The sequence below is a fragment of the Campylobacter sp. genome (assembly GCF_019423325.1).
GTDB lineage: Bacteria > Campylobacterota > Campylobacteria > Campylobacterales > Campylobacteraceae > Campylobacter_B.
Genome location: NZ_JAHZBQ010000001.1, coordinates 825,649 through 852,130, shown reverse-complemented (window position 1 = coordinate 852,130; position 26,482 = coordinate 825,649). Strand labels below are relative to the sequence as shown.

Sequence of the window (26,482 nt, the reverse complement as noted above, 5' to 3'; positions counted from 1 at the left end):
AATTCTCATCTCGCTATAAAATTTAAAAAGATTAGTTGTGGCTGGGATAGGATACAACATGGGGTACTTATATGAAATTCATTCGGTTTTAATTCACCTACTAAATATGTTAAATTTATGGGTTACGAATGAAATTTTGGAGTTACTCACAAATTAAAATTTTAACGAACTATATATTTGCCGCAATATAAATAGATTTAAATGCAACTCATTTAATAGCAATTCAAAATATTTATAAAAATGCACGCTATGGATCTTAAAAGCTAGGTTAAAGAAGGAATTCTGCATTAATTTTAATTAAATTTACGCTACAAATTTAAGATCATGAGCCAAAGTTAGAATTTAAAATTAAATTAGATGATACCAAAGAGGCAGAAAGATGGAAAAAATTTTATAAAGCAAAATTCGGTAGCATCCTCTGAAAATGCAAAACAAAGAATATCGGTGTGGTCGTCATAAAAAGGAAAATCATCTAAATTTAATGGATACTACCGCCTTTGCCACATAAAGTATAATAAATAAATGCCTCCGCCAATTATTTTTTAAAATTTTTAAAAAATTTCTTCAAAAGCGCCTTATAAAAGATCGCGAATTTCGACTCTTTTTTCTCATAAATCACGCGAAAGACGCCCTGCAGATCCAGCTTTTCTTGCAAAGTAATGTTTTGCACTCTACTCTCCTATAAGTTTTTTTATCTTATGCAGCACAAACGCAGCGTCGTCGCTATCGAGCTCGCACAACATCTGGCATATCGCGGTCGCGGCTTGCGGTTTGGTCGTGCCCAAGCGCCAGTCCTGATACGTCCGCATCGACACGCCTAACCTCTGCGCCATCGCGGCGTGCGAGATCTTTTTACCGTTATTTTTGGCTTCGACGGCATTGTGCAAAATGTTGAATATATCGCTCGTTTCTAACATATGAAAATTATACAAATTTATTCGTTAATTATACATAAAATCGTATAAAATGAATAAAAATCGTGTCATTCATAAGTAAAAATGGCAAAACACTTCGTTTATCCGTGTGAATTATACAGAATACTGCATAAAATAAACATAAAATTTTATAAAATTTTGCAAGTTATGCTATAAGGATGAATAGACTCGCGTAAACAGGCATCTTACAGAACGGCACATTAAATTTTAAAACGGGGATAGATGAAATTTTACACATCGAAGCTTTTGGGGTTTGATTTTTTTTGATCGGCTCTGGTAGCAATTACAAACAAGATGTAATTTTACCCCATGCCGAGCCATATCTGCCGGCACAAAGAGCGTTTCAATTCCTAGTGGAATAGAATTTTCTACGGAAAGGCGGTGAATGCGGGATATGTGAATTTCGCATTTCAATTCCCGTTGGGAATTGAAACTTTTGCTTGGTGGGATCAGCCTGTTAAACGGGTATTGTAGAATTCCATCCCGTTGGGAATTGAAACAAATTAATATTTTCCTGCCCTAAAATTTCACTTTTGAGGTAGAATTTCATCCCGTTGGGAATTGAAATGCTGTATTTGAGATTTCATATTTTTCTCTCCTATAGGAGCATTTAATAGAATTTACCGAGCCGAATTCTGCCCGATAAAATTTTTATCAAATTAAATTCTAGACTTGAAGTTTTAAAATTTTATCGAGCAAGGCTCCGCATCTCAGAGCTTAGAATTTCAAATTTAAGAAACAGTGACTTTGAGCTGCAGGATTCAAAAGCGCAAGTATTTTAGATTAAAAAATTTAAGAAGGCAGATGAGATTGAAATTTTAAAATTCGAAGTCGATGATCGAAATTTCAAACCGCGCAACTTGAAATTTCAAATCTGAAGCGGAGGCAAATTTTAAGATCGTTTCAAAATTTGCCCTTTTAAATTTACATATCTCGAGCTATATTCGTAAAATTTTGCGTATTAATTTACATAAAATTTAGCTAAATAAAGATAATCCCATAAACTTATCCATATTAAATTTTATCTCTTCTTTTTAGAATAAAAACCGTTACAGACGCGATTATTAGCGACGATAAAGCGCTTATCATCATTATGTTAAAATTAAAATTTGAGCGATCAAACAGATGTCCCAACCAAGTCAAATCGGCTTTTGCTAGGATTATCACAGCTAGCGGATAAGCATAAAATAAACTTATAAAAAATGCAGATGCGGCGGATATTTTATCCAGCAGAATAAAAGCCTTTATCTTTGAAAATACAAAACAGCAGATGATTAGAGGCAAAATTACCGTCGCGCAAAATAGATACAATACCATAGCGCCGAAAATATCGCTTTCGCTATCGCTTGCTTCTTCGTGCCACGTTAGTTCAAAAGCTTTCATAACGATAGAAAGCGGATTCGCGATATCGTAACCGCTATACTCCGCCAAAAAAACCGCGTCTATGCTGGCAAATATAACGCCCAAGCAATCTATAGTAAAAATGAGCAAGGCGATCCAGAATAAAATCCTCACCCCTTTTAGCTCAAAACATTTTTTAATGAACTCTTTTATCGCCCTACTCCCCAATTCATAGCTTTTAAGATAAATTTGGCTTTTATATCTCGTTTCATTTCGGCGCTTTTAAAAACACTTTGTCGTAATTTATCATCAAAATTTAAGCCTTTCGCTGCGCTAAATTTTAAAATTTACCGAGCTGAATTCTGATCGGATAAAAAATTATTTATCCTTTTCTTGCATCTATCAACGTGACTTTATAATTCTCACCTTGCTTATATAATCCATCAAGCCCAAATACTATAAGTTGCTCTTTTAAAAGTGAAAAAATTTCATCTACTGATATTTTTTCGCTACCATTTGGCACTATTGACAATACTTTCCAGACTTTATTATATTGGATACCTGAAACTTTTTCATCTAATCCATAATCAAGAACGATGTCAAATATATTACCTTTATAATAGAATTTCCACATTGCTTTTGATAGATATGCGTGGTCTATCTCTGGATCATTAAATAATTGAGTTTTCATAATCCAACAATCCAGTTTTTTATCTATAATCCAGCTCTTTTGACTTGGTAGTGTCTTATATAATGGATTGTACTTATAGTAAATCTCGCTAAGTCCATACTTCTCATCATCCTCTTTAGTGATAATTGCATTTTCAAACGCCATTTTCTACTCCTTAAATTTAATATTTAATTATATCTACGACATATTGATATTCGCTTATATGCTCGTAGATATCGCCTTCGCTTTTAGTGCCTAGCTTTCTAACCATATCGTTTAGAAAAAATTTCTCAAAATTTTCACCGGTTACCTTAGCGCCGCTACTGGTGCGTACATCTTTACCATTTGCAATATCTGCTAAAATTTGATCGGCTTGTTTACTCGTCATTATTTATCCTTTAATTTAATCATGCAGAAAAGTTACGACTTCATGTTCTTTTGGCAAGAACTTTCTACCGTGTATACCACTTTCTCCATATTCTATCAAAGCTTCATTAAGCACCTTATAGAGCTCATCTAACGAAATTCTGTCAAGACTAGAATTGATATTTTCTAGCTTATATTTTATAAAAAACGGATTGTCTACGAGCATTTTACTCGTAGTTTCGTCATAGACCCGTCTAATGTCAAGCTCAATTTCTCTACCTTTATAATAAAGCAGCCAAATCATCTCTCCGGTATATCCGTCTCTTGGATCAGGCAGATGCGGGCTACAAACAAAGATAAGCCAAATATCTCTTTGCCTGTCGATGACCCAGTTCAACCACTTTATTTCATTGGGCTCCTGTGGATCATAATGATATTTTGCCAAGCACTGATCTACGCGATTTATAATATCATATTTCTTCAAGTCCTCTTTAGAAATATGCTCCGCAACAAACGCCATTCTCTCCTCCTCAAGAAATTTTTAATAATCTTAGATTTTACAATATGTTTATATTCGCCTATGCGCTAATATATAATGTATTTAAAATTTAAAACTACTTTGATCTACTCAATTTTAAGGTCTTTTACTACTATAAATTTTAAAATTTAAAATCTGCGAAGGACGGGTAAAATTCTAAATTTAAAAGCCTCCGCACTGCGCTAAATTTTAAAATTTAAAGCAGGTAAAGCATGGTTGTATGAAATTTAAACTCTTCGCTCATATTCAAAACACCAGGCAGTGGCGCAGGTAAAGCATGGTTGTATGAAATTTAAACCGCGCCCAAGCTCTTTAAGAAGTCTTTCATATTGGGTAAAGCATGGTTGTATGAAATTTAAACCCCCAAATCCTAAAGACAAGATAAATTCTATACCTCTAGCCTGCACGAAATTTTAAAATTTCAGACTCACGGAAGCGGATAAATTCCAAACCTATGGAAGCTAGATAAAATTCCAAGCCCGCGAAGGACGAGTAGAATTCTAAAATTTTATAATTTTAAAATTCCGCTCTACTTCGTTTTCTTTGCGCTGTCTTTGATAGTCGTTGCGTTGGCGTCGATGTAGCCCATCTGAGCGAGCTTTTCGTAGATTTGCATTATCACGGGACCCGCCGCGCTTCCGCCGCCGCCGCCGTGTTCGACTAGTACGGTTACGGCATATTGCGGCTTGTCGTACGGCCCGAAGCTAGTCATCCAGGCGTGCGAGCGGTGGAAGTAGTCCATATCGGCCTCTTTCATTCGCTTTTTGGTGGTCTGAGAGATGCCCACGACCTGCGCGGTTCCCGTCTTGACCGCTAGAGGCACGACTGCGGTATGGATGAGCTTGTAGGCGGTGCCTCCGTCGGGGTTGTTGCCGACCTCATACATACCGCGTCGCACGAGCGGCAGCTGAGCCTTTTCTTTCGGCGTGAAAAGCTCGGTAGGGGCAAATTCCACCGGCTTGCCGTCGATGCTTTTTAAAAAATGCGGCGTGATAGCCTTGCCCGAGGCGATCTGCGCGGTGTTTTTCGCCACCTGCATAGGGGTTACGAGCACGTCGCCTTGACCGATCGAGGCATTGACCGTCTCGCCCTGATACCACGCGCGCTTAAATTTCTGCATTTTCCAGGCCTTATTAGGCATCGTGCCTACAAACTCATTGGGTAAATCGACGCCTGTTTTACTACCAAACCCCAGACGCTGCAGATACGCGGACATGTAGTCGATCCCCACTAGCAGCGAGCCTTCGTAAAAATACACGTCGCAGCTGCCTTTAATCGCCTCTACTAGGCTCACGCGGCCGTGACCCCAGCTCTTCCAGCAGCGAAATTTACGCCCCCCTAGCTCTATCGCGCCGCTGCAAAACACGCTCCAGTTCTCGTTGATCTTGCCGCTGTTTAAAAAGCTCATCCCCACGGCCATTTTAATTACTGAGCCCGGCGGATAGAGGCCGTTTACGAGCTTATTCGTAAACGGATGGCGCGGGTCTTTTATCAGCTCGTCCCACTGCGCCTGCGAAATTCCGCCCACGAAGGTGTTTAGATCATACTCGGGGAAGCTGCCCGCCGCGATGATAGCGCCGTCGCGCAGATCCATCACGATCGCTACGCCGTCCTTGTCTTTAAAAATTTCCTCGAGGTATTTTTGCAGCTCAAGATCGATGGTAAGCGAAATTTCGCTGCTGCTGGGCTCTTGCATCGAGATCTCCTCTACGACCTGATTTAGCGCCGTAACCTTCGTCTTGCGCTCGCCCTTGCTGCCCTGCAAAAGCTCGTTATAATACCCCTCGACGCCGCTTCTGCCGTTGTATCCGGTAAGCGCGCTTAGGGGGTTACTTTGGATATCCTTTTTATTGGCGCGGCCCACGTAGCCGATGATGTGCGAAGCAAGCGCACCGTAAGGGTAGAAGCGCTGCGAAGCGGGCGAAATTTTAATATTTTCGTGCAGGCTCAAGCTCGCGAAATGCTGTATCGTGGCGTTGTAGTCCAAAAACGGCACGACTTCGATAAAGTCTTGATTGTAAGCGGAATTCGCGTCCTTGTAGCTCTTGCTCATCGCAGTGACGTTGAGATCTTTGAAATAGCGCGAGATATTATTTAGCTCGCTTTGCAGCGCGGCGTCTTTTAGATGCGGCGCGATCGATAGCGAAAAGCCGAGATTGTTTATCGCAAGCGGGCGGCCTTTGGCGTCTAAAATTTGACCGCGCACCGGTGGGATGTATTCGGTGGAGATGACGTTGTTTTTAGCGACCTGCTCGTAGAATTCGTTTGATTTGATCGAAAGATAATAAATTCTAACCAAAAGCATGCTAAAAAATAGTATCACGAAAGCAAATACGAACTTCAGCCTCATACCAGCCGCCCCTTAAAAAAGAGCAGAGCAAGCAAAATTTCAATCACGATGTAATTTAAATACTCGCCGCTTAGAGGCAGATACTCGCTCTTTTTGATCGCCGAGATCGCGTTGCTCACCACAAAGACCAAAACATAGCTGATCATAACGTCAAAGCAGATCAAAAAATTTCTAAATTTAATATATTTAAATGAGTTTTCATAGACCACGAAATAAAATATACAATACGCGATAGCCACGCTAAATAGGTTAAATCCGTGGATCTGCTCGGCGCAAAACAGATAAAAAATAGAGAAAAACCAGCTAAATCCGAACTTTTTAAATTTTACGTCGTTTTCATATTTTTGCACCACCATCGCCGTGAAAAAAAATCCGATCAGCGGCGGTAGCCCCCTATACACCGCACTTAGAAGCAGGTAGAAAAGAACCCCCGCGCTAAAAAGCGTGTCCGCTATAAGGTATAGATAAGTGCGATTTCGTTGCATACCGGAAACTTTTTGCATTTAATACAATCGGCCCAAATTTTTTGCGCGGGCAGCTCATCCTTTGGGATTTCGGTAAACCCCAGCCGCTCGAAAAATTCCTTTTGATAGGTGAGCGTAAATACGCTTTTTAGCCCGTAAAATCTCGCCTCGTCTAGCAGCTCATTTACGATAGCTCTGGCAATGCCCCGCCTGCGAAACTGCGGAGCGACGATGAGCGAGCGCACCTCGGCAAGATCTGCGTTAAAAATTTTAAGCGAAGCAAAGCCCGCTAAAATTTCGGCTTCTTTTAAGCACTGGGATTCGTGGGGCTGCGAATGTTCGGTTCTATAGATGCCCGCTTCTTGCGTATATCCGCTCCGTAAAATTTGCTCTTTTCCCGCTTGTGCGCAGCTTGCCCCGGATACGGCTTGCGCTGCGCTATTTTGCGGCGTAGCTAGTTGCGGCGCAAAATTACCCGCGGCATCTTCGGCGGAATTTTCAGAAGTAATTTCGGCAAAATTTTCTGCGGAGCTTTGGATTAAATTTAAATCGGCATTGCGCGCTAAATTTGAATCCGAATTGCGTGCTAAATTTAAATCGGAATTCCTGGCTAAATTTAAATCGGAATTTTTTTTAGAATCGAAACTCAAATTTTCCTTGGAATCAAAGCTCGTATCCGCCTTAGAATCGCAGCCGAACGCCAGCACGTATGAGCGAATATGAGCAGCGATCTCATCGCTTTCAAGCGGCAAGATTACGCCGTTTTGAACCTCCTCTTTTACGAGCTCCTGCATACGCAAAATGTCGCAAAGGCGCGCCTTTTTTAGCCGTATCATCTAAAATTTTCCCTAATCTTTGCGCGATCTTGGCGGCGCATTTTATATCCTCTAAATTTAATTATTTTGAAATTCTGCGCCGCTAAATTTAACGTATTTAAATTTAGAAATTTCATAATCCAAACGCCCCGCGTACGATGATCTCGCGCGCTTTCGCAAGCCCGCTGCCTTTTAGCGTAGAGACCAAAACCGCCTGCGGATCGTGCCTCAAAAGCTTTGCGCGCTCGCTTTGGTTGAGCTTGTCGGCTTTGGTATAGAGCCTCACGACCTTTTGATCGCCGCGCAGAAAACTAGCGAGATAGTTTTGCAAATTTTTATCTATCGCAAGATCAAACTGCCTCGCGTCGATAAGATGGACGAAAAGCTTGATATTTAGGCGCTCTTTGATGAACTCGTCGAGATTTTTCTGCCAGATATAATGCAGTTTTTTGGAGACCTTAGCGTACCCGAACCCGGGCAGATCCACGAAGATCAAAGAGATATTTTCTCCCAAGCTCGCAAGACCCGAGAAAGCGGAATTGCCCGCTAAATTTAGCGCGGATCTGCCTGTAAAATTTAATTCGGAGTTTTGCGCGGAATTCGGCGCGAAACCCGCCGCAAGATCTGTCTCGCGATCCGATCTAAAATCCGCCGAGGCGCTTTTTAAATTTAAAACGAAATCCTGCTTCAAATTTCGCTCAGACGCCGCAGCATCCGCGTGATCTTGCGCACAATTTGCAGCCGAGCTTAAAGCCTCTTTGCTTGCTAGATCGGGCGATGTTTCATTTTGCGAGCCGTCCGAGCCTGCGGCAAGCTTTTGTTTAAATTTAACTTCAAAGAAATTTATCAGCTGTGTTTTGCCCGGCGTCGAGCTTGATTTGGCTAGATTTTTGCGCCCGGTAAGCGCGTTTATCAGACTGCTTTTGCCGACGTTGGAACGCCCCAAAAACGCCACTTCGCTCATCGCAAACTCGGGCGCACCCGCGATATTTGCGGCGGAGGTGATAAACTGCGCGCTGCTAGGATAGATCATTTGTTTTGATCTTCGACCTGAAAAATCAGACGCACGGGCTTTTTCTCGCTGCCGCCGCTTTTTACTTCGTAGGTGCCCTTTTGGCGATTTACGATGATCTTATCGCCGTAAACCTCCTTTTTGGTCTCGGCTTCGTGCAGATAGGCGTTGTTTTCAAGCGTATAAGCCTCGATAGTCGGATCGTAGGTCAGCATGCCGCCCTTGCCGTCGTAATGCTTCTGATTGAGTAAAATTTTAAAATTTGCGTTTCCGGTCGCGACATATTTAGTAGGCTGGCGTTTAGCGTCGAAGTAGATCGTCACTTTGTCGGAATTTAGCGTATCATAAGCGCCCTTTTTGATACGGACGTTGCCTGTTAGGACGCTGATCTGCTTGATCTCGTCGGCGAAAAAATTATCCGCCGTGACCTCGACCTGCTCCTGCGCGGCGCTAAGAGTAGTCGCGCCAAAGCCCGCAATTAGCGCAGATGCGAATATTAGTTTGTGGAATTTTGATCTTTTATTAAATACCATGCGTGGATTCCTTTTGAGTTTGTTTGTTTGGTTTTGGTGTCGTAGCTGATACTTGCGCCCGTGATGCGGTCGCCGCCTTGGCGCAGCACGTACGGCACGTCGGAGCGGACGATCTTGCTGCTCGTATCGTAGATGATCTCCTGCGCCGTGTAATCAAAGCCTCTGCTATTTACGTAATGCGCGTCGCCGTTAAATTTTATCAGCTCGCCTGCGCGCGTCGCGGTCTTTGAAACCAAAGTGTGATTCAGATCCGCGCTAATCTCCTCGGCTTTAAAATTTACAAACTCGTCGCGATCCTTATAGCGAGTGCCGCTGTCCGCGGTAAATTTAGCATCCACGCGCTCGCCGATCTGATAATCGACGATCTTTTTCATCTCCATATTCGCAATGCTTAGATCCTGTCTAAACATATCGCTAAAATACGGCGTCTGCACGCTTAGAAACACCATCGCGACGCAAAAGATCGCAATCGCGACGTAGAAAATTTTTATCACCATCGCTCAGTCCTCTTTGATCTGCGCGGAATTTTACCCATCGCGCGCGCTTGCGAAACTACAGCCATTTACTATTCCACTCTTCGCGCATGCCGTTTTTATCGACGAGTATTTCGATCATCTCGCGCACTGCGCCGCAGCCGCCGTTTTTGCTTAGCGCGACGTCCGCTTTTAGCGAGCTTAGCGCATCGGCGGGCTTGAAGCTGATCGCGACCGCATTTAAAAGCTTCGCGTCGTTTATATCATCGCCGATTGCAGCGGCCTCATCGAAGCTTAGGTTAAAATTTTTTAAAATTTGCTCCGCCCTTGAGAGCTTATCTTTTTCGCCTTGAAAGAGCGTATCGATCTTTAGCTCGCGCGCGCGGTTTGCGACGATTTGCGAGCTTTTGCCGGTGATGATCGCGACCTTTAGCCCCAGCCGTTGCCACTCCTGGATGCCAAACCCGTCTTTTACGTTAAATTTCTTCATCTCTTCGCCGCCGTTTGAATGGTACAGCCCGCCGTCGCTAAGGCAGCCGTCTACGTCTAAAAATATGATCTTTATCACTTTGTTTTCCGTTTTTTGAAATTTTATGATTTTAACGAAATTTGGCTGAATTTTTGGCAAACGCCGTATAAATTTAAGCTGCGATCTTAGCCCTTAATCGGCACGTAGCCGCTATTTTCGATGATACTTTGCCCCTGCGGTGAAAGGATCCAATCTATCAAGATGCGGATATTTTCGTTTTTGTTGTTTTCATCGTAAACCGCGTAAATTTCGGCTACGAGCGGGTATTTGCGGCTAGCGATATTTTCTTTGTTAGGATACGCGCCGTTTAGGCTAAGCATCTTCACGCCGCCGTTTCGCACGATCCCCTCGACGTAGTATCGAAACGAAAAGCCGATCGCGCTACCGAAAAAGCCCGTGATCTTGCGCTTAGGCTGCGTCTCGCCCATAAATTTCAAAAATGCGCTCTGGCTGCCGCTGCCCGCGTTTCGCTGCACGGCATCTATTCGCATTCGCTCGCCGCCGAGCTGCGACCAGTCGCTATATTGCCCCGAATAAATTCCTCGCACCTGATCCACGCTTAAGCTTGAAACTTTGTTATTTGCATTTACGATAAAGACGAACGCCTCCAGCCCGATCGGCACGAAGCGTAAATTTGCGCCCTTTTCTCGCGCGTAATCAAGCTGCTGCTTCGAAGGGGCGGCGACGAATATCAGATCCGCCTCGCCGTCGCTTACGGCCTTGTATGCGCCGCGAGTGTTGCTAAATTTGAGCCTGCTAGCATTCGTGAAATTTCGCCCGTCAAATTCCACGCTGTCCTTCGGATAGCTCGCCGCGACGAATGCCGAAAAGACGGGATACAAAGCCGCTGCTCCGTCGATTATCGGCAGATCGCCGCTAAGTTTTAAACTGGAGCTAACGCGCACGATCTGCGAGCCCTCATCAAACGGCAGAAATTTATGTAGCTCGATCGATTTGGCCTGCATCTCGGCGCTGCTTTGATTTACGTATCGCTTCACGACGAGGCGGTAAAACGCAAAATCGAAAGCCGCCAAGATAAACACCAGAAAAATGGCGATAATTGCACGCTTCATCTTAGTTTCCGTTTGCGATATAGGAGATGATCGAGCATTTGCTCTGCAGATACAGCGCCGCTGCGACTAGCGCGCAAACGCTGATCGCCCAAGCCGTAAATATTACGGCGATCGTTTTTTGAAAAATTTCATCGCTCATTTTGTATCTCACATATGCGCAAGTGCGTTGTTAAGCAGCCATAAAAAGCCTATTAAGGCGGCTGAAAAGATTATGAATAAAAACGCGGAGAGAATCAAGAGATTTCTAATTCTTCTACGGCGCTCAGCCGTGCTTTTAGCAGATCTAATAAATTTTACTAAACTTACAATTAGCCAAATGAACGAAATTACCGGCAGCCAGGTAAAAACCAAGATAAGTGTAGAAAAAGGATCAAATAGCCACTGAGAATATATGAATGGAGCAAAAGCGCATGCAAACACAACCATCGAAATAATTAGAAATTTTTTATCTCTTTTATGGCGCTCCGGCTCATCTTTTGATCTGATAAATTTAATCAAGCACGCGACAAGCCAAACAAAGCAGATCAAAAACAGCACATTTAAAATCTCCATAAGCGATCCGAAAATATTCATTTTTTACCTTTAAATTTTAATGTACAAAGCAGCATTTTAGCGCGCCGATTAAATTTACGCGCCCGTCAAGCAAGAGCACAAGCGCAAATACGCTAGAGCAAGCGATCTTAATAAAGCGGCGATCCTCGCCCGAACAAAAGCGAAATTTTGCAAATTTCAAGCAGCGGCGAGAGTAAAATTTCAAACGCCGATAAAATTACAAAACCACGAATTGCTAAATTTATTAAATTTAGCTTCCGTTTTTAATTTAACGCCCCTCTACCGCTATAAAACGCCCTTAGTGCTAGGCACGCCAGCGCGCTCGTTGATACTTATCGCGCGACGAAATGCGACGGCGAGCGCCTTAAACGCGGCTTCTGCGACGTGATGCAGATTTTCGCCTCGAATCTGGCTTATATGAAGCGTGAAATTTGCGTTGAAAGCCAAAGCGCGGAAAAATTCCTCCACGAGCTCGGCGTCGAATTCGCCGATCTTGCCGCGCTTCAGGCTCGGGCAATCAAATACCAAAAACGCGCGGTTGGAAAAATCAAGCGCTGCAGAAACCGCCGCCTCGTCCATCACGAGGACGCTATCGCCGAAGCGCTCGATATTTTGCGCGGGATAGATCGCCTCTTTGATCGCGCTTCCGAGCACTATGCCGCAGTCTTCGACGCTGTGGTGAAAATCGACCTGCAAATCGCCCTCACAGCGTAGGTTCAGATCGATCCACGCGTGCTTGGCAAACGCGCCAAGCATATGATCGAAAAAACCGATGCCAGTTTGTATCTGCGCTGCGCCGCGCCCGTAAAGCTCAAGCTCAAGCTCGATTTTAGTCTCTTTCGTAGCCCTATTTTTGCTTATCATCGCGCAATCCTTAAAACTAAATTTTGTTTGAAATCTATCTAAATTTCACTAAATTTCGGTTAAAATTTCGGCCAGCTTTTCGGAATTTACGCTGCCGATCTGGCGCAGGTTCGCAATCTCGGCGCCCTCTTTAAAAAACAGAATCGTAGGCGGGCCGAATACGTTAAAATGCGTTTTTATCGCCCTATTTTGCTCGCTATCTTCGCTAAGATCGATCTTTAAAAGGCTAAATTTATCAAGAGCGCCAGCAAGAGCGGGATCTGCGAACGCTCGCTCGCTCTGCTCGCAATTTTTACACCAGCTAGCCCAAAAATCCACTATCACGGGCTTTTTGGAATTTTCTATTTCGCCGCGCAGCTGCGCCAGATCGTGCACAAACGAAAAATGTGCGCCGCTTAAATTTTTAACGCGAAAAATTTCGCCCGCTTGCAAGCTCTCGCCGCCCAAACCGCCGCTGGAATATCTCGTGCTTTGCGGGATTAGATTACCAAGCGGTCTGGAAAAATCTCTCGCGCCGCTGGCAAAGCCCGCGAGTAGCAGCGCCGAATATAGCGCGATTATAAGGGCCAAAGCGCGCTTTATCCCGCTCGCGCCGCCGTCAAACAGCCCCAAAAATCCTGCGAAAATCGCGCCCAAAACCGCATAAATCAGCAGGCTTAAATTTTCGCCGATGAGCGTGCGCGAAATCCACACAGCCGTAAAAAGCAGCAAAAAGCCAAAAATTTTAGGCACCGCCTCCATCCAAGCTCCCGGCCTAGGCAATGCGCCGCCGAGCCCCACCACAAGCAGCAGTGCGCCGCTTCCGAGCCCAAGCGCAAAAAGAGCCGCCGCACCCAGCAGAACGTCGCCGCTGCCCGCGATGTAAACGAGCGCGCCTGCAAGCGGAGCGGAGATGCACGGCGATACGACGAGCGCCGAGATAAGCCCCATCGAAAAAACTCCGATCAGGCCGCCAGCATTTTCGCTTTTGCTATTTAAAAAGCTCTGAAAGCGCGCAGGCAAGCGGATCTCATAAAATCCAAACATAGAAAACGCGAGCGCAGCGAATATCAGCGAGGTTAGGATCAGTGCGGGCGGAGTTTGCAGCAGGCCCTGTAAATTTTGCCCGAAAACCGCCACGAAAGCTCCTAAAATCGCATACGAGCTCGCCATCCCGAGAATATACGCAAGGCTTACGGCGAGGCTTTTTTTCGCGCTCGGCTTCGAGGAAGTTTTCGCCACGATGATCGACGAGAGGATCGGGATGAGCGGATAGACGCAAGGGCTTAGCGAAAGCAACACGCCGTAACCAAAAAACAGCGCGATCGCCGCGATGAAGCTTTTGCCGCCAAGAACGTTTAAAATTTTATCCTGTTCGGAGATGGGATTTGCGCCGCGTGGATTTTTGTGAGCGGAGGATTCATCGGAATTTACAGCAGTGTTTTCAGCCGAGCTTGCCGCGGAATTCCCCGCTGCGTGCGAGCTTGCCAAGGAATTTGCCTCTGCGCCCGAAGCTGCGGCATTGCTTTTAAAATTTACAGCCCCGCCTTGTGCGCTGTCTGCGGCAGAAATCTGCGCGTAATTTGCGCCTTTTCTATATTTTTTCAGTTCGGAGTTTGAAATTTTGCTGATCTCATAGCCCTCCACCACGCGCTTAAAGCTAAAGCCGAACTGCTGCGGCTGGTAGCAAAAGCCCGCTTTAGTGCATCCCAAAAAATCACCATTAAGCACGAAATCATCGCTGTCTGCGGCATTTGCAAGCACGAGGCCCAAAGGCACGGTGATGCTAAATTTGCCCTCGTAAATTTTATAATCCTTATATTCGGTCGCGGCGGGCAGATTTATTAAATTCGTTACCTCCGCGCCGTCAGTGAAAATTTTTATCTCGTTTTGATAGAGATAGACCCCGTCCGCGATATCGAAGCTTAGCGTTACGCTATCGCTTTGCGCCGCCGCATTAAGCTTGAACGCATCGGAGGGTTTCAGGGGCTCGGCGCCCAAGCCTAAAAGAAGAAACGCTGCCAAAATAAGTGATCTGATCAAATTTTATCCTTTGAAATTTTTTCCTACATTCTAACGTAATAAGTATGAATTTATAGTGTAATATAAAGAACTTTTTTGTAAAATTCCTCAAAATTTTTAGGAGGCGATATGAGCAAAGAAATCAAAACCGAAACAGGCGAAATAGCGCTGAAAGAGATAGAATTTAAAAGCTCAAAGTACGAAAAAATCTCGTTCAAAGACTACGAAACCCTGCTTGAGAGATACCAGATCGAGCTTTTGAAGCTGCAAAAATTCGTAAAAGAAAAAGGCTTAAAAATTTTGATTTTGATGGAGGGGCGCGACGCGGCGGGCAAAGGCGGCACGATCAAGCGTTTAACCGAGCACCTAAACCCGCGCGGATGCCGCATCGTAGCGCTCGAAAAGCCGAGCAATGTCGAAAAGACGCAGTGGTACTTCCAGCGCTACGTCGCGCACCTACCCAGCGGCGGCGAGATCACGATCTTTGACCGCAGCTGGTACAACCGCGCGATGGTCGAGCCCGTGATGGGCTTTTGCACCCACGCCGAACATAAAGATTTCCTGCGTCAAGTGCCTAAATTTGAGGAGCTTTTGGTAAGTGCGGGGATAATTTTGTTTAAATTTTACTTCTCAGTCTCCAAAGAGGAGCAAAAAAGGCGCTTCGAATCGCGCCGTACCGATCCGCTGAAGCAATATAAACTCTCGCCGGTGGATGCGAGATCACAGGAGCTGTGGAATCAATACACGCTCGCAAAATACTCGATGCTGCTCGCTTCGAATACCGAGTTTGCGCCGTGGACGATCCTTGATAGCAACGACAAAAAGATCGCGCGGCTAAACGCCTTCCGCTGCATACTCTCGCGCATAGACTATCCCGAAAAGATCGACGCGAAGGAGCTTGCGGTGGACCCAAACCTCGTGCGAAACGGAGCCAGGGAGATAGTGCTAATGGAGGATAGCCAAAAAAGCGAGGCTTGGCGCAAGCTGGGAAGCCCCTCTCGCAAGAACAAAAAGGATAAGAAAAAGGGCTAAATCTTGCCAATGAAGATTACTCGCTAAGAATTGCCATGGAGGCTTGCTAAGAAAATTGCTTATTAGGAATTTATTTCCTAATCATAGAAAGGCATTAAATTCTATGATTGTGCTCCTCAAGATCCTTTGGAATTCTATCTAATGGAATGGAATTATGCACAACGCCACGGGCTACGCGATGAAGTATATCACGTTTCAATTCCTAATGGAATGGAATTCTACGTTACGCGCGCTGCCCTTCGTATATAGACAAGCAAAGTTTCAATTCCCAACGGGATGGAATTCTGCCCGATGAGGATGACGCTTACTGGATAAATTTCTTAAAGTTTCAATTCCCAACGGGATGGAATTCTGCGTAAGTTATACGTTATGCGTCATACATATGCGACGTTTCAATTCCCAACGGGATGAAATTCTACTACAATACGCTTCCGGCAAGCGAGATGAATTTGCTGTTTCAATTCCTAAGGGGATAGATTATTCGCCCAATTTATATTAATAAAGTATTAGATTCACCTCGCCAAATTTACTCCACCAAAGCGAGGAATTTACCCTGCAGGATAAATTCCGCCCGATTTTACTTCACCCTCTTTATCTCGATCTCGCCGTCACGCGCGCCGATTTCGATCCGATCGCCCGTTTTGATCTCGTCGCTTAGGATCATATCGGCGATCTTATCCTCCACCAGATCGTAGAGCGCCCTTCGTAGCGGTCTTGCGCCGTATTCGATATCAAAGCCCGCCGAGGCGATGAGCTTTTTGGCATTTTCACTTAGGCTCGCGTTAATGCCGCGATTTGCGAGCGTTTTTTGCAGGCTCTTAAACATAATGCCCACGATTTTGATGAGATTGTCCTCGCTTAGGGCGTTGAAGATCACGATGTCGTCCAGACGGTTGATAAATTCGGGCTTGAAATAATTCTTCAGCTCGCTCTTTATCGCCTCCTCGCGCTCGGCAAGCGCGACCTCGCGCGGCTTGTCCGCATTTTTGGCGTCAAGCTCCATAATTTTAGCCGAGCCGATATTGCTCGTTAGGATGATGATCGTGTTTTTGAAATCGACCGTAATGCCCTTGTTATCGGTCGCGCGCCCGTCGTCTAAAATTCCAAGCAGGATGTTAAAAACGTCCTTGTGCGCCTTTTCGATCTCATCAAAAAGCAGCACAGAGTAGGGCTTTCTGCGCACCGCTTCGGTAAGCTGTCCGCCCTCATCATAGCCTACGTATCCAGGAGGCGCGCCGAGCAAGCGCGAGACGCTGTGCTTTTCCATATACTCGCTCATATCAAAGCGGATCATCGCTCGCTCATCATCGAATAAAAACCTCGCTAAGCTCTTTGCGCTCTCGGTCTTGCCGACGCCGGTAGGGCCTAAGAACAAAAAGCTTCCGATTGGACGGTTTTCGTTTACGAGCCCCGCTTTGTTGCGCTTGACGGCGCGAGCGATGGCGTGCAGCGCCTCATCCTGCCCCACGACGCTTTCTTTTAGATGCTCCTCGATGTGGAGGAATTTCTCCTTTTCGGAGGAGAGCATTTTGCTTACCGAGATGCCCGTCCATTTGCTTAAAATTTCAGCCACGCTCTCATCGTCCACGCGGTTTCGCAAAAGCACGCCGTTTTCTTTCATCACGTCCCATTTCGCCTCAAGCTCCTTGACCTTTGCCTGCGCGGCGGGGATCTTGCCGTACTCGATCTCGGCAGCCTTGCTAAGATCGCCGTTGCGTCTTGCTAGGCTGGCTTCGTTTTTAAGGCTATCGATTGCTTTTTTCGCCTCGCTGATGCCTCCAAATACGGACTTTTCGTTTTCAAATTTAGCCTGAAGCGCATTTTTCTGCTCAGTTAAATTTTCGATCTCTTTATCGATCTGCGCGAGCCGCTCGTCGTTTTTGCCGTCATCCTCCATCTTAAGGGCTTCCTTTTCGACCTGAAGCGTGAGGATGTCGCGCTTAGCCTTGGCAAGCTCGTTGGGCTCGCTTTCGATCTGCATTTTAAGCTCCGCCGCCGCTTCGTCTATCAGATCGATCGCCTTATCAGGCAGAAATCTATCGCTGATGTAGCGGTCGCTTAGCCTTGCAGCCGCCACAAGCGCGCTATCGGTGATGGTGACGTTGTGATGCACCTCTAGCCGCTCCTTTATGCCGCGCAAGATCGCCGTAGCCTCGCTCACGCTAGGTTCTGCGACCGTTACGGGCTGGAAGCGGCGCTGAAGTGCGGCGTCTTTTTCAAAATACTTTCGGTATTCTTTCAGCGTCGTAGCGCCGATCGCATGTAGCTCGCCGCGCGCAAGGGCGGGCTTTAGGATGTTTGCGGCATCCATCGAGCCTTCGCTTGCGCCTGCGCCTACGATGGTGTGAATTTCATCGATGAAAAGTACGACGTTTGCGGCTTTTACGACTTCGTTTATGACGGCTTTGAGCCTATCTTCAAACTCGCCGCGGTACTTCGCGCCCGCAATCAGCGCACTCATATCAAGCGCGATGACGCGTTTGTTTTGCAGGCTGAGCGGAACCTCTTTTTTGGCGATCAGCTGAGCAAGACCCTCGACGACCGCGGTTTTTCCCACGCCCGGCTCGCCCAGTAGGATAGGATTGTTTTTCGTCTTGCGGATTAAAATTTGCATCATTCGCGAGATCACCTCGTCGCGACCGATGACCGGATCGAGCTCGCCCGCGATCGCCTTAGCGGTGAGATCGACGCCGAATTTACTAAGCGCCTCAAGCGTCTCGTCGGCGGTTTGCGAATCGATGCTTTTGCCGCCGCGAAGCGCTTCTAGCTCCTTTTTGATCTCGATAAGATCTGCAAATTTAGACAGAATTTTCTTTAGCGGATCTGCGTTTAAATTTGCAATCAGCCAGGTATCTACGGCGATAAATTTATCGCCCGAGCTCGTCATCAGCCCTTTTGCGATCTCTAGCGAGTTCATCAGCTCGCGCGAGATTCGCACGTTTTCCTTTGTGACGTTTGAACTGGTCGGCAAATTTGAAATTTCGCTTTTGATCTCAAGCTCGACCGCGGTCTTTTCGATGCTAAATTTATTAAAAATTTGATTTAGAACCGAGCCGCTGTCGGCTACCAAAGCCCAGAGCATGTGTAATACGTCCACTTCGCTATTTTTAGAATGGATCGCCAAAGAAACGCTGCTTTCGAGCAAAGAGCGCATTTTATCGGTTAAAATTTCAATGGTTTCGTTCATAAATTTTCTCCTAAAGTTGAAGTTGATCGCATTATATAACTTTAGTGTCTTTATGTCAAGGTTTTTTAGTGAGATTTTAAAATTTTCGGTTTAAATTTATCCGTAAACGCGCAAATTTCGTATGAAATTTACCTTATTTTTAGCCAATTTTCTATAAAATTCACTCCATTTTACTTTCAAGGATAAACTTTGCGACAAAAACACCTCTTCTTCGGCTTGGGATTCATATTTTCTCTATTTTTAGGCGTTAGTTTTTTTACCGGAAATTTACAAGCCAGAGAGGTCAATGCGACTAAAAAACCAGATAGCGAAAAAACGCGTCTGGAGGCGCTAGCTAAGCTTACCAAAACGCTTGCGATCGTCGAAAACAATTATGTTGATGAGATGACATTCTCGGAACTTGTGGACAAGACGATCTCGGGGCTTATGAATAACCTCGACGCGCACTCAAGCTATATGGACGAAAAGGCGTTTAACGATACGAAAGTCCAGACTGAGGGCGAGTTCGGTGGGCTTGGAATTCAAGTGGGTATGAAAGACGGCGCTTTGACCGTCATCTCGCCTATCGAGGGCACTCCTGCCGACAAGAAAGGTATTCAGGCTAACGATGTGGTCTTGCGTATCGACGGCAACGCGACCTTCGGCATCACGATCGACGATGCGGTCTCAAAAATGCGCGGTAAGCCGAAAACCAAAATCACTCTAACGATCGTCCGCAAGGGAGTTAGCAAGCCTTTCGACGTCGAGATTATCCGCGACATAATCAAAGTAGAATCGGTCTATGCCAAGATGATCGAGGAAGATAAAATTTTATATCTGCGCGTTACGAATTTCGACCAGCACGTGGTGGCGGATGCGAGTAAATTTATAAAAGAGCACAGAGACGCCAAAGGCATTATTTTGGATCTGCGAAACAACCCGGGTGGGCTTTTGGATCAAGCGATCGGGCTTGTAAATTTATTCGTCGGCAAAGGGCTTATCGTCTCTCAAAAAGGACGCGCGAAAAACGAAACCGAAGCGCATAACGCCGATCCTAAAAAGAAGATCACTGATTTGCCTCTGGTAGTGTTAGTAAACGGCGGCAGCGCGAGTGCGAGCGAGATCGTAAGCGGATCGCTTCAGGATCTAAAGCGCGCCGTGTTGGTTGGTGAAAAAACTTTTGGTAAGGGAAGCGTGCAGGTGATTCTACCGATCGAGGATAAAGAAGCCTTGCGACTAACCATAGCGCGTTACTATCTATCAAGCGGCCGCACCATCCAAGCGGTGGGCGTGACGCCCGATCTCATAGTGGCGCCGGGCAAGGTGCCGAGCCGCGACGAGGATGAATTCTCGCTAAAAGAAGCCGATCTCAAAAAGCATTTGCAAGGCGAGTTAGCCAAGGTCGAGACCAAGAAAAAAGATGCTCAGAAAAAGGATGAGAAAAATTTCATCACCGCAGAGCAGATTAATAACGATATCCAGTTAAAAACCGCAATAGACGCGATAAAAATTCTAAACATCAAGTAAGGAGAGTGTGATGCAAGCTACCAAAAAAGAGCTCATCTACGAAGGCAAGGGCAAAAAGATGTGGTCGGTTAACGAAAGTGACGACCTTTTGATCTCAGAATTTAAAGATTCGCTGACGGCGTTTAACGGCGTCAAAAAAGCCGAAGAGAGCGGCAAAGGTGCGCTGAATTGTAAAATTTCGACGCTGATTTTTGATCTTCTTAAAAAGCATGGTATCGACACCGCGCTTGTTGAGACGATCAGTCCGACCGAGCAGCTCGTAAAAAAATGCAAGATTTTCCCTCTTGAGATCATCGCTCGCAATATCGCCACCGGCTCGCTTACAAAGCGCCTGGGCATCAAAGAGGGCACGAAGCTTCCGTTTACGCTGGTGGAGTTTTGCTACAAAGACGATGAGCTGGGCGATCCGATACTAAACGACGAGCATTGCTTGCTGCTTGGCGCCGTAAAGAGCCAAAGCGAGCTTGACGAGCTCAAAAAGATCGCGCGCAAGATCAACGAAATTTTGATTAAATTTTTCGACGAGCGAAATTTAAAGCTCGTGGATTTCAAAATCGAGCTCGGCAGGGATAAGGACGGAAATATCCTGCTTGCAGATGAGATCAGCCCCGATAGCTGCCGCTTTTGGGACAAACAAACTGACAAAAAGCTCGATAAGGACGTATTCAGGCAGGATCTCGGTAGCGTAAAAGTGGCCTACGAAGAGGTCTTGCGTAGAATTTTAGGATAAGCGATGAAGGTAATCGTAAACGTAAGACTTAAAGAGGGCGTGCTCGATCCGCAGGGCAAGGCGGTCAAACACGCCCTCGCTTCGCTTGGTTTTAGCGGAGTAGAGGACGTGCGCGTAGCCAAACAGATCGTGCTTGAGCTAAACGGCGAGGATAGGGATAAAATTTACGCCGACGTCGCTAAGATGTGCGATGAAATTTTGGCAAACACCGTCATTGAAGACTACGAGATCGAGATATGAAGGTAGCGATCGTAAATTTTCCCGGCACCAACTGCGAGCGCGACAGCAAATACGCTTTTGACGCGCTGGGTTGCGAAACGCAGATAATCTGGCATAAAGAAACCGCTATAAATGCCGATCTGATCGTGCTGCCTGGCGGATTTAGCTACGGGGATTATTTGCGAACCGCGGCGATTGCTAAATTTAGCCCCATAATGCAGGCGGTGCTTGATCACGCGCGAAAGGGCGGCTATATTTTGGGTATCTGCAACGGCTTTCAGATGCTTTTGGAGCTGAAGCTGCTTGCAGGAGCGATGAGTAGAAATATAAATTTAAGCTTCATCTCAAAATTTCACCATCTGCGCGTCGTTTCAAACGACAATAAATTTCTGCACTGTTGCGACAAGGGCGAAATTTTAAATATCCCGATCGCGCATGGCGAGGGAAACTATTATGCGCCTGCGGATACGCTAAAGTCGCTATACGACGATGACTGCGTGCTTTTGAAATACTGCGACGAAAACGGCGCGGATCTAAATCCGAACGGCTCAGTGGACGCAATTGCCGGGATTTGCGATAAAAACAAAAAGATTTTCGGCCTGATGCCGCATCCTGAGCGCGCGATAGAGCCTATTTTGGGCGGTACGGACGGAGGGAAAATGCTAAAAGGCTTAATTTGCTAAAAAGAATTCTTACTATTTTAGGTGTCTGTACGCTTGCGTTTGCTGCGCCGGAGATTGAGATCGATTCGCTTGATGATCTAAGTAAATATGCGCCGAAAAAAGCTGAGGATAAGCCCGACGAGCCGCAGACGCGCGATAATTCTAAAGTAATGCTGAAGTATAATAAAAAAGAGGTTATGTCGATGGATAATCTAAGCATCGACGATCTTAAGGCTCTGGCGCCTACTAACGAAGTCGATCTGGATGTATCCGACGATAAGGTCTATCAGGACATTAAGCCCAAGGAGCTTACGCTAAAAGCCAGTGGAATGCCTAGGAAGGTGTATTGCAATCAAATTTTTAAGATTGATTTCGCCGTGTATTTGGGGCAGAAAATCACCGTTAAGCCAAAGCTGGAGATCAGCCGCACCAATGGCATGAAGTGGCTTAATGCCGACAATCTTACGTGGATTGAGGGCGACGAGATGTTTGAGACGACGCTGTGGTTTGCGGCAAGCGATAAGAGCGATAAGATAAATGAGCTCGTTTTGACGCTGCAGCGCAACGGAGAATTCTTTGAAAAAAGCTCTATTAAGCCTGATAATCCGGAATTTATGAAGCTTGACACGAAGCCTAATTTTTCGCATATCGTAGCCGACGAGCTGAAGCTTAAAAACTACAAAACTACAAAATTTGACGACGCTTCAAATTTACTCACGCTCGATCTTGGTATCCGAAACGGCGCAATCAGCGCTTTTAGTATCGATAATCCAGCCATTATCAAGCAGGGCGTGGACTCCGTGCGCGGCACATACGCAAGTCAGAGCGGATATTATTTCGCCGTCGTGGATAAAAATATCACAAATTTAGATTTCAGCTATTTCAATCTTAATACTAAAAAATTTGAAAATTTCGGTCTTGAGCTTAATCCGCGCGCCGAGGATCTTAGCACGCAGATCGGGCTAAATCCGAAAGAGAGCAAGTTCGAAGCCTATAAGCAGATCGCGATCTACACGCTAGCTGCTGTGCTTTTGGTGATGTTTCTGCTTAGCAAAAATATCACGCCGCTTATCTTTGCTGTGCTGATTTTGGCTGTAAATTTCTATGCGCAAAGGCCTTATGGCACGGGCAGTATCGCGCAAAATTCCCCGGTTAGAATTTTGCCTATGCAAAGCTCCACGGTATTTTACGTGACTAAAAATCCCGAAAAGGTTGAAATTTTGGGTACGAATAAGGAATTTTATAAAATCATGCTAGGCGGCAACAAGATCGGCTGGGTTAAAAAAGATGAGCTTAGCAAGGATTAGAGCGCTATTTTACGCGATTTGGTTTATTTTTACCGTCGTTTGCGTCGTGATCGCTATGGCGGTGAAAAACTCCTCTCATCGCCGCTTCCGCCGCATTTGGGGGCGCTTCCAGCGCTACGGCGTCGGATACGATATCCAGATCATAGGTACTCCCGATCCGCGCGCGCAGCTAGTAATCGCCAACCACCAAAGCATAATGGATATCGTCGTGCTCGAAGAAACCCATCCCGCCGATATCTGCTGGATCGCTAAAAAGGAGATCGCAGACATCCCTATCATCGGCAAAATCATCACTCTTCCGAAGATGATCCAAGTCGATCGCTCAAATCCGCGCGATCTGGTGCGGATCGTGCACGAAGTACAACAGCGCGTGAGCGAAGGGTGCGTCATCACGATGTTTCCCGAGGGCACCAGACATCGCGGCACGCAGCTTTTGCAATTCCAAAGCGGCGCCAAAGCGATCGTTAGCAAGCTCGGTCTGCGTGTCCAGCCCGTGGTGCTCATCGGCACGCAGCACATCGCAAACTCCCACGATTTCACCGTCCACAGCGGACACGTCAAAATCATCTACCTAGACCTGCTCGATACGAGCGATAAAGATTGGCTGCAGCACGCCAGAGAGGCGATGCAAGCCGTAATCGACGAAAACGAAACCGCCGAAGCATAGGCGGGATTCATAAATTTATCGATAAAATTCAAACGCGACTTTTGTTAGTTCGCGCGATTTCTGTGCGCTAGCGCGTTTATTTGCGCTTTGATTTGCGGCGGCAAAATTTTATAAAATTTCATCCGCTCGTGTTAAGCGGCGTGGAATTTTAAAATTTCGTTCGTGCGCGTGGACGACGAAATTTTAAAATTTTATCCATGCGCTCAGGTAGTGGAATTTTAAAATTTCATCTAAGCAGCAGGCGGCGAGTTATCGGCGAGAGACCCGCAAGAAAACAGCGCCTACATAAAAGCGAAATTTTAAAATTTACGCGGCGCGGCAAGATAAAATTTAGCCTATATTTAGCCATTTGCGAAAATGGCTAAACGATTTGTCGCAAGAGCAAAAGATGGCGGCAACCCGCAAGCGGTCTAAAATTTTAAATTCTTAAGGAGGATAGAATGGCGTTTGTTACAGAGGAAATTTCAAAAGAGGATGTCGAGAAATACGATTTGCTAAAACCGTGCAATGAGATATGCAATAAGTATTATCAGGGTGAGCTTGATTTGGTAGATTTAAATTCGAGAGATTGGTGCATAGATCGAGAAAGAGGTATTTGGCTTTTTCCTGTGCGCAGTATCACTATCGGAGATCCGAGAGATATGAACTATAGCGGCGAAGATATATGGATCTTGCACTACAAGGGTAAAGATATAGAAATCGATCTGAGGAATATACATAATGAATATACCAGTAAAAAAGATACGGATAATCCGTTTATACTAATATATGAACTGGAATCTATAAGAAGCGATATCGGGGATATACCAAAACAAGAGATTGTAGATATTTTAAAAGAAATTTTAAATGAGTTTAAGGGAGGAGACATTATAACGTATTTTATCCCTAAAGAGAATATTCAAGTAACTTTCATATCAAAAATTTAAAGCAAAGGGGATAAGGTGGCGTTTGTTACAGAGCGTATTTCAAAAGAGGATATTGAAAAATATAGTTTATTGGAAACGATAAACAAAATACGCAAAAAATATGATGATGATGAAATTAGTCTATGGTTCCTAGAAAGATTAGATTGGTGTATAGACCGAGAAAATAACACTTGGCTAATTCGTATATCGCATGATCATTTAAGAGATATAGGAGATTATGCCTTAACTAAAACGATATGGTTATTGCATTATAAAAGTAACGATATAGAGCTGGACTTGAGGCGGATTTTTAATGATGAAACGATTGGCGATCCGCATAGAATTATTTATGAGCTTCACGATATAAAAACAGATGCCGAGAATACAACCAGCGATGAAATTATAGATATTTTGAGAAAAATTTTAAACATATATGGCGGTGGTGGAGTTGGACTAGAAAATTTTACTTTAAAAGAGAAATTAAAGGTAAGCTTTAATAGTCAATTTATAGCAAAGTAAGAATACGAGCCATAGGGCAAAACAACAAATACCCGAATTAAAGAAATAGTAGAGGATAAACCGCCTGCGATTAAGAAAACTATTTGCTTTATGCCGATCATCAATATGCAGTCGATTTAAAATTTTACCGTCGTAATAGGATAAATTTTAAAACCTCGTCCGCTTAAATCAGCATCGGCTTTAGCTTGCGTGCCGAAAAGTCGGGCCTCTCGCCGCGAGCTAGAGCGATGAGCTCATCCGTCGCGATTAGATAAAAGCCCGCGAGATCTCTACCGAAAAGCCTTTGGATTTCATCGCTTCTGCCGTCTAAAAAATCAAGCGCAAGCTTGGAATTTACTAGCAAAAAATCGCTTCCGCTATCAAACGCGTCAAATAAAATTTCGCCCCCCAGCCGCAGCGCGCACTCCTGTTCGCGCTCATATATCTGCGCTCCAAGCGGCGCGCCTTCGTGCTCAAAGTGCACGATCTGCGCGCCCAGCCTGCTGGCTAGATCCTCCGCAGCCTCGTCGTACCATACGGCGACGTTAAAGCCGCTAAAATTGTGCTTCGCGCCCGCTGCGTCAAATTCCGTCATGCTCTGCGCGCTTAAAATTTTATTGCTGCGCGCTGGCTCAAATTTTAAAATATCGCAAAACGCCCTGTATGCCGCGCGGTCGTCAAACTCCATCCCCACGGCGTCGCACTTCGTAAAATACGCCATCTGCAGCTCGATGATCTCTAAAACCCTCATACGCTCGCTCGGGTGCGTCTGCATCAGGCGGTGCGCGAAGATAAAGGCGCTGTTGCCCAAAAACTCCTGCGAGCATGCGGGGATTTTCGTCGAGTAAAAATAGGGCGCAAGGCTTTTGTAAAACTCGAAATCAGCAGCGTCCGCGATGCTCTCAAAGGCTCTAAATTTATCCAAAAACGCTCGTGGCTCGCAGTGCAGATCCTTTATCGCCTCTTTTTCGCTAAGAGGCGAGATGATTAGCTCGCTTCCAAAGTGCGCTATGAGCGTATCTAGCGGCTCTTTTACGCTCACCGCGGTGCCGCCAATTTTTACAAATTCCACCCCCTGCGCGCTAAAATAGGGATCGTGCGCATAGATGTCGTCAAACAGTGCCGCAAGATCGGCAAAGGGCGCGCTTTCATAAACATAGGGCTTGAAGTAGCTCGTGACGTCGCAGTGCGGATCGAAGCGAAAGAGCCTGATTTGAAGCATTTTTCATCCTTTTTTTATGGCGAATGATACT

The 26,482-nt window shown here is 45.5% G+C and carries 27 protein-coding genes, 2 pseudogenes and 1 CRISPR repeat array; of the genes and pseudogenes, 9 read left to right on the top strand and 20 right to left on the bottom strand.

Annotated elements, in window-relative coordinates; genetic code table 11:
• Positions 1-535 precede the first annotated feature (535 nt).
• The 18 genes and pseudogenes from QZ367_RS03845 to dsbD form a co-directional block, all read right to left on the bottom strand.
• The gene (locus tag QZ367_RS03845) at positions 536-670 is read right to left on the bottom strand and encodes a hypothetical protein (protein ID WP_005869088.1); all 135 of its coding nucleotides are present in this window, start codon (positions 668-670) and stop codon (positions 536-538) included.
• Position 671: 1 nt separating this feature from the next.
• Positions 672-917 (bottom strand): helix-turn-helix transcriptional regulator, encoded by a 246-nt coding sequence (locus QZ367_RS03840; protein WP_040303199.1) that lies wholly within the window; start codon positions 915-917, stop codon positions 672-674.
• Between the two features lie 1,032 nt (positions 918-1,949).
• On the bottom strand, positions 1,950-2,504 hold the full coding sequence (locus QZ367_RS03835; RefSeq protein WP_291937603.1) for a hypothetical protein: 555 nt from the start codon (positions 2,502-2,504) through the stop codon (positions 1,950-1,952).
• A 154-nt stretch (positions 2,505-2,658) separates the two neighbouring features.
• Positions 2,659-3,111, bottom strand: coding sequence for a hypothetical protein (locus tag QZ367_RS03830; RefSeq protein ID WP_291937599.1), 453 nt, complete (start codon positions 3,109-3,111; stop codon positions 2,659-2,661).
• Between the two features lie 16 nt (positions 3,112-3,127).
• A complete protein-coding gene (locus tag QZ367_RS03825; RefSeq protein ID WP_291937596.1) occupies positions 3,128-3,334 on the bottom strand; it encodes a hypothetical protein in 207 nt (68 codons plus the stop codon).
• 15 nt (positions 3,335-3,349) lie between these two features.
• Positions 3,350-3,832, bottom strand: coding sequence for a hypothetical protein (locus tag QZ367_RS03820; protein ID WP_291937593.1), 483 nt, complete (start codon positions 3,830-3,832; stop codon positions 3,350-3,352).
• 221 nt (positions 3,833-4,053) lie between these two features.
• Positions 4,054-4,211: direct repeats of the CRISPR family, unit length 29 nt; unit sequence GGTAAAGCATGGTTGTATGAAATTTAAAC.
• Positions 4,212-4,379: 168 nt separating this feature from the next.
• Positions 4,380-6,200, bottom strand: a complete 1,821-nt coding sequence (gene mrdA, locus QZ367_RS03815) for a penicillin-binding protein 2 (RefSeq protein WP_291937589.1) — start codon at positions 6,198-6,200, stop codon at positions 4,380-4,382.
• On the bottom strand, positions 6,197-6,685 hold the full coding sequence (locus QZ367_RS03810; protein ID WP_291937587.1) for a hypothetical protein: 489 nt from the start codon (positions 6,683-6,685) through the stop codon (positions 6,197-6,199). Before QZ367_RS03810 ends, mrdA begins: the two co-directional genes overlap by 4 nt.
• On the bottom strand, positions 6,652-7,500 hold the full coding sequence (locus QZ367_RS03805) for a GNAT family N-acetyltransferase (RefSeq protein ID WP_291937584.1): 849 nt from the start codon (positions 7,498-7,500) through the stop codon (positions 6,652-6,654). The genes QZ367_RS03810 and QZ367_RS03805 overlap by 34 nt, the downstream gene beginning before the upstream one ends.
• A 112-nt stretch (positions 7,501-7,612) precedes the next feature.
• A pseudogene (locus QZ367_RS10390) lies at positions 7,613-7,975 on the bottom strand (YihA family ribosome biogenesis GTP-binding protein); the annotation flags it as partial.
• A 321-nt stretch (positions 7,976-8,296) separates the two neighbouring features.
• Positions 8,297-8,512 (bottom strand): annotated as a pseudogene (locus QZ367_RS10385) (GTPase); the annotation flags it as partial.
• Complete coding sequence (lptA, locus tag QZ367_RS03795; RefSeq protein ID WP_291937578.1) at positions 8,509-9,024, bottom strand: lipopolysaccharide transport periplasmic protein LptA; 516 nt, start codon at positions 9,022-9,024, stop codon at positions 8,509-8,511. The pseudogene QZ367_RS10385 and the gene lptA, both read right to left, overlap by 4 nt.
• A complete protein-coding gene (gene lptC, locus QZ367_RS03790) occupies positions 8,988-9,521 on the bottom strand; it encodes an LPS export ABC transporter periplasmic protein LptC (protein ID WP_291937575.1) in 534 nt (177 codons plus the stop codon). The genes lptA and lptC overlap by 37 nt, the downstream gene beginning before the upstream one ends.
• Before the next feature lie 55 nt (positions 9,522-9,576).
• Complete coding sequence (locus QZ367_RS03785; RefSeq protein WP_177389116.1) at positions 9,577-10,065, bottom strand: HAD family hydrolase; 489 nt, start codon at positions 10,063-10,065, stop codon at positions 9,577-9,579.
• 86 nt (positions 10,066-10,151) lie between these two features.
• Positions 10,152-11,099, bottom strand: a complete 948-nt coding sequence (locus QZ367_RS03780) for a substrate-binding domain-containing protein (RefSeq protein ID WP_291937569.1) — start codon at positions 11,097-11,099, stop codon at positions 10,152-10,154.
• Between the two features lies 1 nt (position 11,100).
• On the bottom strand, positions 11,101-11,238 hold the full coding sequence (locus QZ367_RS03775) for a hypothetical protein (protein WP_005869117.1): 138 nt from the start codon (positions 11,236-11,238) through the stop codon (positions 11,101-11,103).
• Between the two features lie 698 nt (positions 11,239-11,936).
• Positions 11,937-12,515: an imidazoleglycerol-phosphate dehydratase HisB gene (hisB, locus tag QZ367_RS03770; RefSeq protein WP_291937558.1), complete on the bottom strand. Its 579-nt coding sequence runs from the start codon at positions 12,513-12,515 to the stop codon at positions 11,937-11,939.
• 48 nt (positions 12,516-12,563) lie between these two features.
• Positions 12,564-14,537, bottom strand: a complete 1,974-nt coding sequence (gene dsbD / locus QZ367_RS03765; protein ID WP_291937556.1) for a protein-disulfide reductase DsbD — start codon at positions 14,535-14,537, stop codon at positions 12,564-12,566.
• Between the two features lie 108 nt (positions 14,538-14,645).
• Between dsbD and ppk2 the strand changes: the two genes are divergently transcribed.
• Entirely contained in the window at positions 14,646-15,548 is a 903-nt protein-coding gene (ppk2, locus tag QZ367_RS03760) for a polyphosphate kinase 2 (RefSeq protein ID WP_291937553.1), read from the top strand.
• Positions 15,549-16,125: 577 nt separating this feature from the next.
• Here the strand turns inward: ppk2 and QZ367_RS03755 are convergent.
• Positions 16,126-18,735, bottom strand: a complete 2,610-nt coding sequence (locus QZ367_RS03755) for an AAA family ATPase (protein ID WP_291937550.1) — start codon at positions 18,733-18,735, stop codon at positions 16,126-16,128.
• 216 nt (positions 18,736-18,951) lie between these two features.
• Between QZ367_RS03755 and QZ367_RS03750 the strand changes: the two genes are divergently transcribed.
• The 8 genes from QZ367_RS03750 (at position 18,952) to QZ367_RS03715 (ending at position 25,250) form a co-directional block, all read left to right on the top strand.
• Positions 18,952-20,241 carry a S41 family peptidase gene (locus QZ367_RS03750; RefSeq protein WP_291938142.1) on the top strand — a complete coding sequence of 430 codons (1,290 nt, stop codon included), beginning with the start codon at positions 18,952-18,954 and terminating at the stop codon, positions 20,239-20,241.
• Positions 20,242-20,251: 10 nt separating this feature from the next.
• Positions 20,252-20,971 carry a phosphoribosylaminoimidazolesuccinocarboxamide synthase gene (gene purC, locus QZ367_RS03745; protein ID WP_291937547.1) on the top strand — a complete coding sequence of 240 codons (720 nt, stop codon included), beginning with the start codon at positions 20,252-20,254 and terminating at the stop codon, positions 20,969-20,971.
• 3 nt (positions 20,972-20,974) lie between these two features.
• Positions 20,975-21,211, top strand: coding sequence for a phosphoribosylformylglycinamidine synthase subunit PurS (gene purS, locus QZ367_RS03740; protein ID WP_291937544.1), 237 nt, complete (start codon positions 20,975-20,977; stop codon positions 21,209-21,211).
• Positions 21,208-21,873 (top strand): phosphoribosylformylglycinamidine synthase subunit PurQ, encoded by a 666-nt coding sequence (gene purQ, locus QZ367_RS03735; protein ID WP_291937541.1) that lies wholly within the window; start codon positions 21,208-21,210, stop codon positions 21,871-21,873. Before purS ends, purQ begins: the two co-directional genes overlap by 4 nt.
• Complete coding sequence (locus QZ367_RS03730; protein WP_291937538.1) at positions 21,867-23,159, top strand: SH3 domain-containing protein; 1,293 nt, start codon at positions 21,867-21,869, stop codon at positions 23,157-23,159. The genes purQ and QZ367_RS03730 overlap by 7 nt, the downstream gene beginning before the upstream one ends.
• Complete coding sequence (locus QZ367_RS03725; RefSeq protein WP_291937535.1) at positions 23,140-23,826, top strand: lysophospholipid acyltransferase family protein; 687 nt, start codon at positions 23,140-23,142, stop codon at positions 23,824-23,826. Before QZ367_RS03730 ends, QZ367_RS03725 begins: the two co-directional genes overlap by 20 nt.
• 440 nt (positions 23,827-24,266) lie before the next feature.
• Positions 24,267-24,752, top strand: a complete 486-nt coding sequence (locus QZ367_RS03720; protein ID WP_291937532.1) for a hypothetical protein — start codon at positions 24,267-24,269, stop codon at positions 24,750-24,752.
• A gap of 15 nt (positions 24,753-24,767) precedes the next feature.
• Entirely contained in the window at positions 24,768-25,250 is a 483-nt protein-coding gene (locus tag QZ367_RS03715) for a hypothetical protein (protein WP_291937529.1), read from the top strand.
• 163 nt (positions 25,251-25,413) lie between these two features.
• Here the strand turns inward: QZ367_RS03715 and QZ367_RS03710 are convergent, their stop codons facing one another.
• Positions 25,414-26,451, bottom strand: coding sequence for a hypothetical protein (locus QZ367_RS03710; protein WP_291937526.1), 1,038 nt, complete (start codon positions 26,449-26,451; stop codon positions 25,414-25,416).
• Positions 26,452-26,482: the final 31 nt, after the last annotated feature.

Excerpts from the sequence above, each read along its gene's own strand:
- purS (WP_291937544.1), top strand. The coding sequence starts at position 20,975 with ATGAAGGTAATCGTAAACGTAAGACTTAAAGAGGGCGTGCTCGATCCG.
- QZ367_RS03775 (WP_005869117.1), bottom strand. The coding sequence starts at position 11,238 with ATGAGCGATGAAATTTTTCAAAAAACGATCGCCGTAATATTTACGGCT.
- mrdA (WP_291937589.1), bottom strand. The coding sequence starts at position 6,200 with ATGAGGCTGAAGTTCGTATTTGCTTTCGTGATACTATTTTTTAGCATG.
- QZ367_RS03825 (WP_291937596.1), bottom strand. The coding sequence starts at position 3,334 with ATGACGAGTAAACAAGCCGATCAAATTTTAGCAGATATTGCAAATGGT.
- QZ367_RS03820 (WP_291937593.1), bottom strand. The coding sequence starts at position 3,832 with ATGGCGTTTGTTGCGGAGCATATTTCTAAAGAGGACTTGAAGAAATAT.
- lptC (WP_291937575.1), bottom strand. The coding sequence starts at position 9,521 with ATGGTGATAAAAATTTTCTACGTCGCGATTGCGATCTTTTGCGTCGCG.
- QZ367_RS03710 (WP_291937526.1), bottom strand. The coding sequence starts at position 26,451 with ATGCTTCAAATCAGGCTCTTTCGCTTCGATCCGCACTGCGACGTCACG.
- QZ367_RS03830 (WP_291937599.1), bottom strand. The coding sequence starts at position 3,111 with ATGGCGTTTGAAAATGCAATTATCACTAAAGAGGATGATGAGAAGTAT.
- QZ367_RS03805 (WP_291937584.1), bottom strand. The coding sequence starts at position 7,500 with ATGATACGGCTAAAAAAGGCGCGCCTTTGCGACATTTTGCGTATGCAG.
- QZ367_RS03810 (WP_291937587.1), bottom strand. The coding sequence starts at position 6,685 with ATGCAACGAAATCGCACTTATCTATACCTTATAGCGGACACGCTTTTT.
- hisB (WP_291937558.1), bottom strand. The coding sequence starts at position 12,515 with ATGATAAGCAAAAATAGGGCTACGAAAGAGACTAAAATCGAGCTTGAG.
- QZ367_RS03720 (WP_291937532.1), top strand. The coding sequence starts at position 24,267 with ATGGCGTTTGTTACAGAGGAAATTTCAAAAGAGGATGTCGAGAAATAC.
- purC (WP_291937547.1), top strand. The coding sequence starts at position 20,252 with ATGCAAGCTACCAAAAAAGAGCTCATCTACGAAGGCAAGGGCAAAAAG.
- QZ367_RS03725 (WP_291937535.1), top strand. The coding sequence starts at position 23,140 with ATGAGCTTAGCAAGGATTAGAGCGCTATTTTACGCGATTTGGTTTATT.
- purQ (WP_291937541.1), top strand. The coding sequence starts at position 21,208 with ATGAAGGTAGCGATCGTAAATTTTCCCGGCACCAACTGCGAGCGCGAC.
- QZ367_RS03780 (WP_291937569.1), bottom strand. The coding sequence starts at position 11,099 with ATGAAGCGTGCAATTATCGCCATTTTTCTGGTGTTTATCTTGGCGGCT.
- QZ367_RS03840 (WP_040303199.1), bottom strand. The coding sequence starts at position 917 with ATGTTAGAAACGAGCGATATATTCAACATTTTGCACAATGCCGTCGAA.
- ppk2 (WP_291937553.1), top strand. The coding sequence starts at position 14,646 with ATGAGCAAAGAAATCAAAACCGAAACAGGCGAAATAGCGCTGAAAGAG.
- QZ367_RS03755 (WP_291937550.1), bottom strand. The coding sequence starts at position 18,735 with ATGAACGAAACCATTGAAATTTTAACCGATAAAATGCGCTCTTTGCTC.
- lptA (WP_291937578.1), bottom strand. The coding sequence starts at position 9,024 with ATGGTATTTAATAAAAGATCAAAATTCCACAAACTAATATTCGCATCT.